Origin of the sequence: Bifidobacterium thermacidophilum subsp. thermacidophilum DSM 15837, from assembly GCF_000426425.1 — a bacterium.
Lineage (GTDB): Bacteria > Actinomycetota > Actinomycetes > Actinomycetales > Bifidobacteriaceae > Bifidobacterium > Bifidobacterium thermacidophilum.
On the sequence record NZ_AUFI01000010.1, the window covers coordinates 25,952 to 40,889 of the forward strand.

Genomic DNA, 14,938 nt, shown 5'->3' on the forward strand with positions numbered 1-14,938 from the left:
CCACGTCATGGCTTCATTGTACCTGTACCGTCGCTGGAAATGGGGAACCTGACGTTCGCGGGTTTCACCCGATGAGCTTGGCGATGGCCTGCGGAATGGAGCGCACCACATCGCTTGCGATAATCGGCTCGCCGGCATCATACCCGGTGTTGCGCTCGCCGGCACCGTAGATTTCGGGCGCGCGCCACCCGCATTGCGTCGCGTGCGAGGCGATGGCGGCAGCCAGACCGTGCAGATACACGGCCGCGGCGACGGTGTCGGCCACCGCTGGGGCGTCATCGGGTGATTCGAACACATCGGACTGGGATAGCAACGCCCCGATCATACCGGCAAGTACGTCTCCCGCGCCGGCCGTGCCCAGCCATGCGGGGGCACGTCCGCACAGGAGGATCCGCGTGCGGTTGTTGTCGTACGGGTCGGTTCCGGCGATGACACTGATCGCGCCTTTGAGCACGACCGTTGCGCCGGTATTCTCATGGGCGAGCTGTGCATACCGGACGGGCGCTGACATCACCTGGTCGGCTGTAACCGGCCCGTTTATGGCATCGAGTCTGGTCAACAAGCCCGCCAACTCCCCGGCGTGCGGGGTAATCACCACATTGCCGGGAACCCGGGCGGGCAGCAGGTCGAGCGCGCCGGCGTCCACGACAATGGGCGGCATCGCGTCAGGATGGGTGCCCTGCGCTACTGCATCGCCACCGTCGTCGTTGGTTCCGGACTCGTCGACGAGCGCATAATGTGCCAGCAGTCGTGTTATCGTCTCACGTTGGATATCGTCACTGTCTGCTGTGTCCGTGGACGCGGGGACGCCCGAACCGACGACCCAGGCGTTCACATGCCCTTTGCCGATGACCGCTTCCGGCAGCGCCTGCAACACGAGATCCTGGGCGCGTTGCGGGCCGAGATAGCGTACCATGCCGATGCTTGATCTTGCGGCTGCGCTGGTCCCCAGAACCGCAGCCCCCGGATATCGCGTCGACCCGGTGACCAGCCCGACGACTCCGCGCGTGTATTTCATGTCATGTACGGACGGCACGAGAATCGCGGAGGATGCGAGGTCGGCGTCCATCATTTCCGAGGCGGGTTCGGCTTCGTCGATATCGAACCCGAAATCGACGAGCGTGACTTTGCCACAGGCGTACGCTGCGGGAGGCAGCATGGCGCACGGCTTGAGGGCGCCGAACATCACGGTCCGGTCAGCAGTAAGGTACGGACCGGGGAGTGTACCATCGTCCACGCCGATACCCGAAGGCGTGTCCACCGCCAATACCAGCGGCCGTTCGACAGGATGGTCTTGGATCGTCTCGGAACCAGTCCGCCCGTCGATACCCCACGAATCCAATAACGCCGACGTCAATGTCGCCGCGATGCCGTGCAATGCGCCGGAAACCCCTATCCCCGTCATCGCGTCCATGACAAGATCCGCCTGATTGACCAGATCGACGGCTACGCGGAGACGCTCACCGGCTTCGCCTGCGGAGAAACCGGTGACGCAACCGGGGATCTCGGCTTCCGGGTCAAGGACTAGCACACGTCCGCCGCTATGTGCGAACGCTGCGAAACCGGCGTCATGCAGGCCTCGTCCGACGGCGACTACCGTGACCCGGGCATCCTCTCCGGCAAGTTGCGCCGCTGCGAACAAGCCGTCGCCGCCGTTGTCGCCGGCTCCGGCGAGTACGACCACATTGGCGTCCTCGAGCGCTACGCCTTGGGCGCCGAGCATGCGTTTAGCCTCATGCGCGGCGGCTGCCGCAGCCATACGCATCAGTGGGACGCCGTCATCCAACAGCGGCCGCTCCAGTTCACGTACCGTGTCCGCGGCATATGCGTTGAATCTAAGCATTTGCAGGCGTTCATGATCGATGCTCTCACCCATGGCATGGCCCCTTTCCTATCATTGGCGTCCAGGCCCGCTGCGCACGGCATCAGGACTGCTCTTCCAACTGTAGTCCCTTTCCGGGTGAATCATGCTCCACCCGTTCCCTTGTTCGCAGTTGCATACAGCAAGAAAACCCGGCTTAAGGTGTTCGTCTCCCCTAGGGCGGTACAGTGGTGGGGATGAGCGAATCGGCGAACATCCGGGAGAAGACCAGGGAGCGTGGGCATGAACGTAGTGGCGGCTGCTGAAGCGTTATGGGCGCAGCATACAATCCATCTTGATCCTGAGCCGCAGGGGAAGCGGCACGGTGTCGTCAACACCGATGATCCCGGTGACGCGTTGTCGTTCGTTGCCGTGGGTGATTCGATGATCGCCGGCTGCGGGGTCGAGAACCAGTCCGAGGGATTCACACCCGCCATGGCATCGGTGTTCTCCGATATGCTCGACAGGCCGGTTGACTGGCGTGCCGTCGGCAAGCTTGGCGCCACGATGCGCCGCGTTCGATACCGTCTGCTCCCGCAGGTCGATCACCATGCCGATCTCATGGTGTTGTGCGCCGGTTCGAACGATTTGATGGCACGCAGGACCATCGCCCAGTGGCGTGACGACCTGTCAGCGTCGATTGACCTGGCCAAGGGGCGCGCCGACCATGTGGTCGTGTTCAGTGCCGCCCAGCTGTACCGCAGTCCTTCGCTGGGGCGGTCATTGCGTCACGTAATCGCGGACATGACCGACGAACAGACGCAGACCAGCCGTGAGATCTGCGAACAGCATGGCGTCAGGTTCCTTGACATGACCCACGAGGATGTGCATGCCGATCGAGGCGATTTCTACGCGCACGACCATTTCCACCCCAGCGCATACGGGTACCGGTGCATGGCGGAACGCGTCGGACAGCTGCTCGGCGGATGGATGACCTCCGAACTGCGGTAGCACCGGTTGCGGCTAAGGATCCCAACGCTGTAGCCGCAGAACCCATAGGACAGGGCTCCGTTGGCCAAGTGCCACGGTTATTCTTCGGCGACGAGCTCCAAATACCCGTCGTTCCACAGATCCTCGTCGCCGTCGGGCATGAGCAGGACACGTTCCGGGTTCAACGCTTCGACGGCTCCTTCATCGTGGGTGACCAGTACGATCGCCCCCTCGTATTTCGCAATCGCCTTGAGGATTTCGTCGCGGGAGACGGGGTCGAGGTTGTTGGTCGGCTCATCCAACAGCAACACGTTCGCACGGGACGTTACCAGCGTGGCGAGCGCCAATCGGGTTTTCTCGCCGCCGGAGAGCACTTTCGTCGGCTTCATCACGTCATCACCGGAGAAGAGGAAACTGCCCAGAATCGAACGCGTATGAGTGTCGTCAAGCTCGGGAGCCACATGCTGGAGATTCTCCAACACCGTCGCATCCATATCAAGCGTGTCGTGCTCCTGAGCGAAATACCCGATCTTGCAACCGTGCCCATACACCACTTCGCCGGTATCCGGCTGCTCCTCGCCGGCCAAAATCCGCAACGTCGTCGTCTTGCCGGCGCCGTTATAGCCGAGAATCACGACGCGTGAACCCTTGTCGATTGCCAGATTGATACCCGCGAACACGATATTGGACCCGAAGGCCTTGGAAATATCCTTCGCCATGATCGGGGTATGGCCGCAAGGCGCCGGTTCCGGGAAGCGGATGTCGGCGACTTTCTCCTTCTTCTCCGCCTCGCTTGTCTCTGCGAGCAACCGTTCGGCGCGGCGCATCATATTCTGGGCGGCGACCGCCTTCGTAGCCTTCGCATGCAGCCGGATGCCTTGCTTCATCAGGCGTTCCGCCTTCTTCTCCGCGACCTCGCGTTCACGGCGGCGGCGCTCCTCGTCGACCACACGCTGGTGCAGATAGGCCTTCCAGCCCAGCGAATACATGTCAATCTGGCCAAGCTGGGCGTCCAAATGCCACACCTTGTTCACAACCTCATCCAACAGCTCCGTGGAGTGGGAGATTACCAAGAAACCGCCTTCGAAACGCTTGAGATAGCCACGCAGCCACTCAATCGAATCAGCATCCAAATGGTTTGTCGGCTCGTCGAGAATCAGCGTGTCGGCGTCGGAGAACAAGATGCGCGCCAGCTCGATGCGTCGCCGCTGGCCACCGGACAATGTGCCCAGCTGCTGCTGCATCACCTCTTGCGGCAAACCCAGGCTATCGGCCATCGAAATCGCCTCGGACTGGGCGGCATACCCGCCTGCCTTCTCAAAATCCTGCATGGCCTTGTCATACCGGTTCATCGCCTTGGTCATCACATCAGGGTCAGGATCGGTCATATCCTTTTCCGCCTTGCGCAAACGCGAAATGATCGTCGCGATATCACGGGCGCTCATCATCCTGTCCAACGCGGTCTGCGTAGGGTCGGCGGCATGCGTGTCCTGGGGAAGATACCCAAGCTTGCCGGAAATGCGAACAGAACCCGCGGCGGGGAGCATATCACCGGTGATCACGCGCGTCAGTGTCGTCTTGCCTGCGCCGTTTCGGCCGACAAGACCGATCTTGTCGCCTTTGACGACATGGAAATCAGTGGGATGCAGCAATGTACGCACACCGATCTGTATCTCCAGTCCCTTCGCCTCGATAGCCATGCCAACCTGCCGTTTCTTTCATCATCCGGGTCAAAGTCCAACGGGTTATCTTACCCATGGGGCGCCGACGTGCCGGGCATGTCATTGCGCGACACGCGCGGCGCTCGCCCGCGGTTCAACCCAATATCGAACATCTGTTCGAATTTCGTCGTGCTTGCCTGTATCCTAGAACCCAGTACCAGACGTATCGGAGGCAAGACGTGAGCACAGCACAACAGGTGCAGCACCAGCATCGCACCACCGCGACCGAGCATATCCTCGACAGTGATTCGTTCCTGCAGCGGGAGCTCGCGAAAGCGCCATTGCGGGAGCATGACGGCTCCCTCGTCGCCGATATCAGCCACATCCCCAACGATCTGAAAATCACCATCCAAGGCGCTCGCGAACACAACCTCAAGAACGTCGATTTGTCAGTGCCACGCAATCGCATGGTGGTGTTCACCGGATTGTCCGGGTCGGGAAAATCGTCGCTGGCGTTCGACACGCTGTTCGCCGAAGGGCAACGCCGATATGTCGAATCCCTAAGCGCCTACGCGCGGCAATTCCTTGGGAGGATGGACAAGCCGAATGTCGATTTCATCGAAGGCTTGAGCCCTGCGGTGTCGATTGACCAGAAAACCACGAACCGCAACCCCAGATCGACGGTCGGCACCATCACCGAGATCTACGACTATCTGCGACTGCTGTTCGCGCGTACCGGAGAGCCCCATTGCCCGGTGTGCGGCGAACCGGTGAGCGCGCAGACCCCGCAGCAGAAGGTTGACTCCTTGCTTGCCATGCCGGAGCGCACCCGTTTCCAGATTCTCGCCCCCGTGGTCAGAGGCCGCAAGGGTGAATTCGTGGATCTGCTTGAACTCCTGCGCGCCGAAGGGTACGCCCGCGCCCTGATCGACGGCGACATGCGGCAACTGTCCGACGACATCAAACTTGCCAAGCAGAAGAAACACACCATTGAAGTGGTGGTTGACCGTCTAGTCATCAAGGACGGCATCCGCCAACGGCTCACCGATTCCATCGAGACGGCGCTGAAATTGTCCAAAGGCCTGGTCGTCGCGGATTTCGTCGATCTCGACGAACACGACCCGAACCGTCGGCGTCCATTCTCGGAAAAGCGGGCGTGCCCGAACGGTCATCAGCTTGAGCTTGACGAAATCGAACCTCGCACCTTCTCATTCAACGCCCCGTACGGCGCATGCCCCGCATGTACCGGCATCGGGTACAACCTGGAAATCGACCCTGAACTGGTGATTCCCGACCCGTCGAAAACCCTCAACGAAGGCGCTATCGAGCCGTGGGGGCTGACCAAGGGCACCGGTGATTATTACCGGCATGTGTTGGAAGGCCTCGGCGAGGAGATGGGATTCGATCTCGATACGCCATGGCAGGACCTGCCTGAAGACGTCCGTCATGCCATCATGTACGGCCATGATTTCAAGGTCAAGGTCTCGTACCGTAACCGCTGGGGCCGTCTGCGCGAATATTCGACGGGATTCGAAGGTGTCGTGCGTACGCTGATGCGCCGCCATGACGAGACGGATTCCGACCAGATGAAGCAATATTACGAGTCCTACATGCGCGAGGTGCCATGCCAAGCGTGTGGCGGCAAACGCCTTCGCCCGGAAGTGCTGGCAGTGACGGTGGACGGCAAATCCATCGCCGACGTATGCGATATGCCGGTCGAACGCAGTCTCGCATGGATAAAGAATCTGCGTCTGGAAGGTTCCGCCGCCGCGATCGCCGGCGAGGTGGTCAAGGAGATCAGGGCACGTCTCGCGTTCCTCAACGATGTCGGATTGAGCTACCTGACCTTGTCGCGCGCTGCGAAGACCTTGTCCGGCGGCGAGGCACAGCGCATCCGGCTCGCCACGCAGATAGGCTCCGGACTCGTCGGGGTCATGTACGTGTTGGATGAGCCTTCCATCGGCCTGCACCAGCGGGACAACAAGCGGCTGATCGAAACGCTTCATCATCTGCGCGATCTGGGCAATACCCTGATTGTCGTCGAGCATGACCAGGAGACGATCGAAACCGCGGACTGGCTGGTCGATATCGGCCCCGGAGCGGGTGAACACGGCGGCGAAGTGGTCTACTCCGGGCCGGCTGCGCATATCGTCGATGCGCCGCGCTCCATCACAGGTGACTACATCGCCGGGCGGCGTGCGATCGAAGTGCCGAAACGTCGTCGCCGTACCAACACTGGCCGGAGGCTCACCGTTGTCGGCGCTCGGGAGAACAACCTCAAGAACATCAATGTGAACTTCCCGCTGGGCGTCATGACCTGTGTTACCGGCGTGTCCGGTTCGGGCAAATCCACGTTGGTGAACACGATTCTGTACCCCGTGTTGGCTGACAAACTCAATGGCGCGCGGATCGTGCCAGGAAAACATACCAGGATTGAGGGCATCGAACAGTGTGACAAGGTCATTCATGTCGACCAGAACCCCATCGGCAGGACCCCACGGTCCAATCCGGCCACGTACACCGGTGTGTGGGACAAGATTCGTGCGCTCTTCGCCAAGACGCCCGAAGCCCAGGTGCGAGGCTATGGGCCGGGACGGTTCTCGTTCAACGTCAAAGGAGGCCGTTGCGAAGCCTGCCACGGCGACGGCACGTTGAAAATCGAGATGAACTTCCTGCCCGACGTGTACGTCCAGTGCGAGGAATGCCACGGCAAGCGGTACAACCGTGAGACCCTGGAAGTCAAATACAACGGCAAATCGGTGGCGGACGTACTCGACATGCCCATCGAGGAGGCGGCAAAGTTCTTCAAAGCCTACCCGTCCATCTCCCGGTATCTCGATACACTCACTCAGGTCGGCTTGGGATATATTCGTCTGGGACAGCCGGCGACGACCCTGTCAGGTGGTGAATCGCAGCGAGTCAAGCTGGCGACCGAGTTGCAGCGGCGCTCCACCGGCAAAACCGTCTACATTCTCGACGAGCCGACCACCGGCCTGCATTTCGAAGATGTACGTAAACTGCTCTTTGTCCTGCAGGGGCTTGTCGACAAAGGCAATACAGTCATCGTGATTGAGCATAACCTCGACGTCATCAAATCGGCGGACTGGATTATCGATCTCGGTCCTGAAGGCGGCGATGGCGGCGGCACCGTTGTTGCTCAGGGCACGCCGGAACAGGTCGCAAAGAACGAGAACAGCTGGACCGGCCGATTCCTCAAGGACATGCTCTGAACCCCAGGAATCTCCGGGAAACCGTGAATGGTATGGGCGCGGGACGTACATGTACGTCAACGCACCGGAACCGGAACACGACAGATAACCATGGAAAGGAACCGACGAGCAGATGGGCATCATCGAGCGCCACAGCCCTGATCGCTGGCGTGCCACAGCCAAGGGGATTCTGGCCGAGCAGGCTGCGCAGGGGCATGATTCCACTACTGTGGACGGCCCTGCAGGCGACGCAACTGGCGGCAAGGTGGGCGCGTCGCGGGGCGTGAACGTGAACGGGGCTCCGCTGCTTGGCGACTCACGAGACCTTTTCCGCCCGAAAACCGGTGACATTCCCGCGGAACCTGGCGTATACAAGTGGCGTGACGGCGAAGGCAGGGTCATTTACGTCGGTAAGGCGAAGAACCTGCGCAACCGTCTGACGAATTATTTCCAGCCCCTTGACCAGCTGCATCCTCGCACCCAGACCATGGTGCTCACCGCACGAAGCTTGGAATGGACGGTGGTCGGCACCGAGCTTGAGGCGTTGACCCTCGAATACACATGGATCAAGGAATTCGACCCGCGGTTCAATGTCGTGTTCCGTGATGACAAAACCTATCCGTACCTCGCCGTCTCGGTGGGGGAAAGCGTGCCGCGCGTATGGGTGACGCGCAGCAGAAAACGGCGCGATACCAGGTATTTTGGCCCATACGCGAAGGTGTGGGATCTTCGGCACAGCTTGGATAGGCTGCTCAAGACCTTCCCGGTGCGCACATGCTCGGACGGGGTGTTCGACAAGGCGCGTCTCACCGGTAGGCCATGCCTGCTTGCCTCCATCGGCAAATGTTCTGCACCCTGTGTCGGACGTATCAGCGAGGCCGACCATCGCCGCCAATGCGAGCGGCTGGTTGGTGTGCTCACCGGAAGGGTCGGTAAATCATACATCGCCCAGCTTGGCCGGGAGATGAAAACGGCGAGCGACGACCTTGATTTCGAACGCGCTGCAAGGTTGCGGGATGAAATCGCGATGCTGCAAACCGTCATGCAGCAAAATTCCGTCGTTCTCGACCAGGATGTGGACGCCGACGTCTTCGGCCTGTCCTCTGACGAGCTTGAAGCGTCGGTCCACGTGTTCTTCGTCAGGGACGGATCGATTCGCGGCGAACGCAACTGGACCGTCGAACGTGTCGAGGATATCGGGGATGACGAACTGATGTCCGATCTCATTGTCCAGGTGTATGCCGATTTACTCCATGAACGCGGTAGCGGTCAAAGCTCCCGTACCGGCGAGGGCGCCCAGCCAATCAATGTTCTAGAACGCAGGGACGCTATCGGAGCCACCCAGAGCGTCACCGCTTCGGACAGCCTTACCAGGGCGCAGGCGACAAGAACCCGCCACGAGCGGTTGGAACAAACCGGCCGCGCCGACTTGCTCGCCCCGATTGCTCCGGTGCCGCGGGAAATCCTCATGCCCATCGAGCCGGCAAGACGGGCTGACCTCGAGGCATGGCTCAGCGGCGAACGCGGATCGCTGGTCACGATTCGGGTCCCTGGTCGCGGCGAAAAACGGACCCTGATGGAACGCGCCAACGACAACGCCGCCCAAGCGTTGCAACGCAGCAAAATGAGCAGAATCAGTGATATCGGCGCCCGCACCCAAGCGATGAACGACGTCGCGGACGCGCTCGGATTGCCCCAGGCGCCGCTGCGCATCGAATGCTACGACATCTCCAACACCATCGGAGGCGCCTATCAGGTGGCGTCGATGGTGGTGTTTGAAGACGCCATCGCCAAGAAATCCGAATACCGCCGCTTCGCCATCCGTGGTGATGACGGCAAAGGCGCGCTCGACGACTTGAGCGCACTGTATGAGACTCTGACCAGACGATTCCGCCACGGAAATATCGCTGGCGACTCCGGTGACAGCATGGACAACGAGCGCAGAATCCGGCAAGCCGAACGGCACGCGTCCGAACAGCATGCGTCCCTCGTCACAGACCGGTCTGAAATCGGCAACGGCGAACCGGCAGGTATGGCGACGACGGCAGAAGCTGCCGGCGTGTCCGGGTCTGCGCAGTCGATCCTGGCGCAGCGCACGGTCAACCAGGACGCCGTACAGGAAGCCGCCGCGGACGAAGTCATCCAACAGAACACCCAACGGCGTCATTTCGCCTATAAACCGAATCTCGTCGTGGTCGATGGCGGCAAACCCCAGGTCATGGCGGCGGCGAAGGCATTGCATGACTGCGGGGTCGACGATGTCGCCGTATGCGGTCTTGCGAAGCGTCTCGAGGAAGTGTGGGTCCCGGATGACGACTATCCGATCATTCTCCCGCGCCAATCCGAAGGCATGTACCTGTTGCAACGCGTGCGCGACGAATCGCACCGATTCGCCATCACCTACCATCGTCAGACACGCAGAAAAGGGGCTTTGCGTTCCGCGCTCGACGACATTCCGGGCATCGGGCCGTCCTACCAGAAGCGTCTGCTCAATGCGTTCGGATCGGTCAGGACAATGCGCGAGGCGAGTATCGAACAGCTCGAACAGGTTAAGGGCGTCGGCCACGCCAAGGCCGAAGCCGTGTACGCGGCGCTCCACGCGAAGGACGAGTGATTCGGCTACCATGGGCAATGCCGGAAACGTCGTCACCGAACGGGTGTGCGGCATGAAGACACGATTGGAACACGGGGAGGCACACGCATGATGGATATCCAGGATTCCGCGGGAGCTCCGATTACCGGCAACCAGTGCGCGGTGCTCGGCAAGCCGATCAGGCATTCACTCTCGCCGACGCTGCATCAGGCAGCCTACCGTGCGCTCGGCCTCGCCGGCACGTGGTCGTATCACCGCTACGAGATCGACGAGGATCATCTTGGGCCGTTTCTGTCAGGCCTTGATTCGAGTTGGCGAGGTCTGAGCCTCACCATGCCGTTGAAACGCACCATCCAGCCGTACGGGCTTCCCTCCAATATGTGGGCGCGCAGGCTTGCCGTCGCCAACACCGTGGTCTTCGACTGGGACGAGCCCGGCATCCCCGGCCCGGCGCGAGAACACGGCCTTCCCTTGATGCGCCTGTATAACACGGACGTTGACGGCATCGACCTGGCCATCCGCCACGCGTGGCAGACGGCAGGAGCGGATATGCGACCCCAGAGGCATGGTATGCACGCGTTGGTCATCGGCAACGGGAACACCGCGATGTCCGCGATCGCCGCATTGTCTCAGTTGTCTTCCCCGGGGGGAGCGGTGGTGCGGTGTATCACCGTAGCCGCACGCCATCCAGAGCATAATGCGGACATCGTCGCACTTGCCGAGCATCGAGACAACGGCAGATTGTCGGGCATCGGCATCGACGTCGACATCATCGTGCTCGACCGTGTCCCTGAGACGATCGCCGATTGCGATATCGTGATTTCGACGCTCCCGTCGAGGGCCGCGGATCCCATTGCGGACGCCTTGGGTGAAGCCGGAGCCATGGTACACGGCACTTTGCTCGACGTCGCCTATGATCCACGTCCCAGCGCATTGAACCGCGCTTGGTCGCAGGCGGGCGGCCTGTCCATCGGCGGCGAGGACATGCTCCTGTATCAAGCCATCGGGCAGGTATGCCTGATGACCGGCAGGGGAGCGGAACGCTGGAACGGGGATCAGCCGGCGGTCATGGAGGAAGTCGATGCCCCGCTGGAAGATGCAATGAGAGAAGCGTTATTGGAGGCACTGAATGGCTGAAACGAGCGAACAAAGCCCTGCGACCGCCGCCACGGGAAATGGCGATCGACCGGATCCCGCCGATTCTTTCGAGGTGCTGCTCATCACCGGTATGAGCGGAGCCGGACGCACGCATGCCGCGGATGCACTCGAGGACATGGGGTGGTACGTTGTCGACAACATGCCCCCGAAACTCCTGATCCCGTTGGTCGATATGATGACATCCTCCGGTTCGAAGGTCCACAAGCTCGCAGCCGTGGTGGATGTTCGTTCGCGCAGCTATTTCGACGATTTGTCCGAGGTGCTCAGTCATCTTGATGATCTGGGTGTCAAGACGCGCATCCTGTTCCTCGATGCCAGCAACGAAGTGCTGATCAAACGGTACGAGTCCGTCCGTCGCCCGCATCCGCTCCAGCATGGCAACCGGCTGATTGACGGCATTCTCGAAGAACGTACGTTGCTCGCCAATCTCAAGGAACATGCGGATATGGTGATCGACACGTCGTCGCTCAGCATCCATCAGCTGTCCACCAAACTGTATGAGGCGTTACTCGGCTCCGGCCCCACCACGGTTTCGGTCCATATCTTCAGTTTCGGGTTCAAATACGGCATCCCGATCGATGCCGATTTCGTGGCGGATGTCAGATTCCTGCCCAATCCGTACTGGGTACCTTCCCTGCGTGAGCTGACCGGTCTGGACAAACCGGTGAGCGACTATGTGCTCTCGAGCAAGGGTGCCAAGGAGTTCCTTGACGCCTACCAGCGAGCCATCAGCATCGCCATCGACGGTTACGCCAGGGAAGACAAACATTATGTGACCATAGCCATCGGCTGTACCGGAGGTCAGCATCGTTCAGTGGCCATGAGCAATGCACTTGCCGAGCGTTTGCGCGCGCAAGGATTGTCCGTGACGGTGTCCGCGCGCGAGCTGCATCGCCATCTGCATCAGGCCTGACCGCATGACAAAAAGCCCCAAGCTGAATTTACACGGCTTGTCGTAATCTTGTCCAAGATATTGGATATCACAGTTACACGTTGCCACCTTGCCGGATTATGCCGGCATGTTGCAGAGGCAGTGAAGAGAAACAGGAAGTAGGAGGTTGGCTCTTGGCTCTTCTCGATGATGTCAATAGCGAACTCGCCACGATTAACGATGACCTGCCAGCTGCAATGGTGGCTCAGGCGGCCGCCATGTTCCAATTTGGCGGCGGTCTGCGTCAGACCAGCAGCAAACAGGTCGTGTTGTTCGCACAGTTCGATTCGCTGGAAGCGGCGAAATGGCTGCGCAATGCCATTGTCAACCAGTTCCAGCATCAGGCTCAGGAAGTCGCGAAGAGACAGCCGTTGCACGAGCAGAACGGTGCCAAGCAACCGAAATTCGACGCTGTCATCAAGTCGGTCCGCCCTAAGACCCCGCAGGGTCAAATCATCCAGCGGTACAACGTCGTCGTCGATCAAGGGGCTATGGGACTAGCTGTCTGGCTGGGACTGTACAATCCGCGCATCCATCGCGTGGTTCGTGGCCTGCCGCCCGAGATCGTGAACGGGAAAATCCCGCAGATCAAAGCCGCATGGCGTGGTGCGTTCATGGCCCACGGCCGTATCTCGGACATCGGCACGGCCGGCTATCTCGAGGTCATCTGCCCAACCCATGAGGCGGCATTGGCGCTCCAAGGCGCAGCTCATCGTCTGGGCATCAGTGCAAAAACACGTCAGGTGCGCAGCTCGGAGCGTGTGACTCTTCGTGATCCTGACGCCATCGAACGGCTGCTCAACCTGATTGGCGCACCCCAGTCCGCAAGGGAATGGACCGGCAAGCGCACCGACGGCGAACCACGAGGCAAGACGAATCGTCTGGCGAATTTCGATGACGCCAATATGCGTCGTAGCGCGAAAGCAGCCGCAGAAGCGACCGAAAAAGTGCGTAACGCCTTCCAAGTCCTCGGCGAGGATATTCCGCCGAAACTGCGTGCGGCAGGACAGCTTCGCCTCGATCACCGTGACGCCAGCCTAGAGGAACTCGGCCGCCTTGCTGATCCCCCAATCAGCAAAGATGCAATCGCAGGGCGCATCCGGCGGCTGCTGCAGAAAGCGGAGAAAGTCCAGAATGCGCGGCAACAGGGGTTGTGAGCCTCTCGTTTCGCGACACGGTTGCGTTTTTTCCACTTTGACGGCGTCATCCTTCTTGCTGCACGCGAAGGATGGCGTCTTTTGTTCTTCGTTGCCTGTATCATCGCAATTGGCGTAGTCACGCCACCATCTTCCCGCATGGCCTGTGTGGCATGCGGTTAGGAAAGGATATTCATGAAGACACTGAAGGATCTTGGAGATCTCAAGGGCAAGCGCGTTCTCGTCCGCGCGGATTTCAACGTTCCGCTGGACGGCACCACGATCACCGATGACGGCCGTATCCGTGCCGCCCTGCCGACCATCAAGGCTTTGCGCGCCGACGGCGCCAAGGTCATCCTCATGGCGCATCTCGGCCGTCCGAAGGGCAAGGTTGTTCCTGAACTGTCTCTCGCGCCGGTTGCCAAGCGCCTTGGTGAGCTGTTGGGTGTCGATGTCCCGCTCGCTGAGGACACCTATGGACAGGACGCCCATGCCAAGGTCGCGGCGATGAACGACGGTGACGTCGTGCTGCTGCAGAATGTGCGTTTCAATCCTGAGGAGACCAGCAAGGACGAAGCCGAGCGCGACGCCTATGCGAAGAAGATCGCCGAACTCGGCGACGTGTTCGTCTCCGACGGCTTCGGTGTCGTGCACCGCGCCCAGGGCTCCAATTACTCCATCGCCAAGTTCCTGCCTTCCGCGGCCGGCCTGCTGGTCGAGAAGGAAGTCAAGGCGCTGTCCCGCGCCACCGAGAACCCGGAACGCCCGCTGACGGTCGTGCTCGGCGGTTCCAAGGTCTCCGACAAGCTCGGCGTCATCGAGAACCTGCTCGGCAGCGCCAACCGTCTGGTCATCGGCGGTGGCATGGTCTATACCTTCCTCAAGGCCAAGGGCTATGAAGTCGGCACCTCGCTGCTCGAGGAAGACCAGCTCGAAACGGTCAAGGGCTACATCGAGACCGCTGAGAAGACCGGTGTCGAGCTCGTGCTTCCGACCGATATCGTCGTGAACGCCGGCTTCCCAGCTGGCGACACCCCGATCGCTCCGGAGGTCGTCAAGGCGGATGCCATCCCGGCTGACAAGATGGGTCTGGATATCGGCCCGGATTCCCAGAAGCTGTTCCACGACAAGATCGTCGATTCCAAGACGGTCGTGTGGAACGGCCCGATGGGTGTCTTCGAAGTCGCTCAGTTCGCTGAGGGCACCCGCGCTGTGGCGCAGGGGCTGGTCGATGCGACCAAGGCCGGTGCGTTCACCATCGTCGGCGGCGGCGATTCCGCTTCTGCCGTGCGCAACCTCGGCTTCCCGGAGGATGGCTTCTCCCACATCTCCACCGGTGGTGGCGCTTCCCTTGAGTTCCTCGAGGGCAAGGAGCTTCCGGGGCTGAAGGTGCTCGAGTAATTCGCATGTACGGCGAACCGTGTGCGGGCATGTCGTGACCGGCGTGCCCGCACACGTG

Annotated in this window: 9 protein-coding genes; 7 read left to right on the plus strand and 2 right to left on the minus strand. The window is 60.8% G+C overall.

Translation table 11 applies throughout. The features are described 5' to 3' along the window. Nucleotides 1-64: 64 nt before the first annotated feature. The gene (locus K315_RS0106370) at nt 65-1,876 is read right to left on the minus strand and encodes a bifunctional ADP-dependent NAD(P)H-hydrate dehydratase/NAD(P)H-hydrate epimerase (RefSeq protein WP_029576703.1); all 1,812 of its coding nucleotides are present in this window, start codon (nt 1,874-1,876) and stop codon (nt 65-67) included. Between the two features lie 228 nt (nt 1,877-2,104). Between K315_RS0106370 and K315_RS0106375 the strand changes: the two genes are divergently transcribed. Then, the gene (locus K315_RS0106375; RefSeq protein WP_029576704.1) at nt 2,105-2,812 is read left to right on the plus strand and encodes an SGNH/GDSL hydrolase family protein; all 708 of its coding nucleotides are present in this window, start codon (nt 2,105-2,107) and stop codon (nt 2,810-2,812) included. Between the two features lie 77 nt (nt 2,813-2,889). On the opposite strand, the gene K315_RS0106380 is transcribed toward K315_RS0106375, so the two are convergent. Continuing rightward, nucleotides 2,890-4,491 carry an ABC-F family ATP-binding cassette domain-containing protein gene (locus K315_RS0106380; RefSeq protein WP_029576705.1) on the minus strand — a complete coding sequence of 534 codons (1,602 nt, stop codon included), beginning with the start codon at nt 4,489-4,491 and terminating at the stop codon, nt 2,890-2,892. Nucleotides 4,492-4,709: 218 nt separating this feature from the next. Here K315_RS0106380 and uvrA point away from each other — a divergent pair, with 218 nt between their 5' ends. The 6 genes from uvrA to K315_RS0106410 all read left to right on the plus strand — a co-directional run bounded on the left by uvrA (nt 4,710) and on the right by K315_RS0106410 (nt 14,880). Then, complete coding sequence (uvrA, locus tag K315_RS0106385) at nt 4,710-7,682, plus strand: excinuclease ABC subunit UvrA (protein WP_033520573.1); 2,973 nt, start codon at nt 4,710-4,712, stop codon at nt 7,680-7,682. Between the two features lie 268 nt (nt 7,683-7,950). Continuing rightward, nucleotides 7,951-10,275: an excinuclease ABC subunit UvrC gene (uvrC, locus tag K315_RS0106390; protein WP_483294749.1), complete on the plus strand. Its 2,325-nt coding sequence runs from the start codon at nt 7,951-7,953 to the stop codon at nt 10,273-10,275. An 87-nt stretch (nt 10,276-10,362) separates the two neighbouring features. After that, nucleotides 10,363-11,391 (plus strand): shikimate dehydrogenase family protein, encoded by a 1,029-nt coding sequence (locus tag K315_RS0106395; RefSeq protein WP_029576708.1) that lies wholly within the window; start codon nt 10,363-10,365, stop codon nt 11,389-11,391. Then, entirely contained in the window at nt 11,384-12,325 is a 942-nt protein-coding gene (gene rapZ, locus K315_RS0106400; protein ID WP_015450602.1) for an RNase adapter RapZ, read from the plus strand. The genes K315_RS0106395 and rapZ overlap by 8 nt, the downstream gene beginning before the upstream one ends. Before the next feature lie 152 nt (nt 12,326-12,477). Continuing rightward, a complete protein-coding gene (gene whiA / locus K315_RS0106405; RefSeq protein WP_029576709.1) occupies nt 12,478-13,500 on the plus strand; it encodes a DNA-binding protein WhiA in 1,023 nt (340 codons plus the stop codon). A gap of 174 nt (nt 13,501-13,674) precedes the next feature. Next, the gene (locus K315_RS0106410; protein ID WP_029576710.1) at nt 13,675-14,880 is read left to right on the plus strand and encodes a phosphoglycerate kinase; all 1,206 of its coding nucleotides are present in this window, start codon (nt 13,675-13,677) and stop codon (nt 14,878-14,880) included. The last annotated feature ends 58 nt before the right edge of the window (nt 14,881-14,938 follow it).

What these genes read in the sequence shown, in the direction of transcription:
- K315_RS0106380 (WP_029576705.1), bottom strand. Translation starts at nt 4,491, where the DNA reads ATGGCTATCGAGGCGAAGGGACTGGAGATACAGATCGGTGTGCGTACA.
- rapZ (WP_015450602.1), top strand. Translation starts at nt 11,384, where the DNA reads ATGGCTGAAACGAGCGAACAAAGCCCTGCGACCGCCGCCACGGGAAAT.
- K315_RS0106370 (WP_029576703.1), bottom strand. Translation starts at nt 1,876, where the DNA reads ATGGGTGAGAGCATCGATCATGAACGCCTGCAAATGCTTAGATTCAAC.
- K315_RS0106375 (WP_029576704.1), top strand. Translation starts at nt 2,105, where the DNA reads ATGAACGTAGTGGCGGCTGCTGAAGCGTTATGGGCGCAGCATACAATC.
- K315_RS0106410 (WP_029576710.1), top strand. Translation starts at nt 13,675, where the DNA reads ATGAAGACACTGAAGGATCTTGGAGATCTCAAGGGCAAGCGCGTTCTC.
- K315_RS0106395 (WP_029576708.1), top strand. Translation starts at nt 10,363, where the DNA reads ATGATGGATATCCAGGATTCCGCGGGAGCTCCGATTACCGGCAACCAG.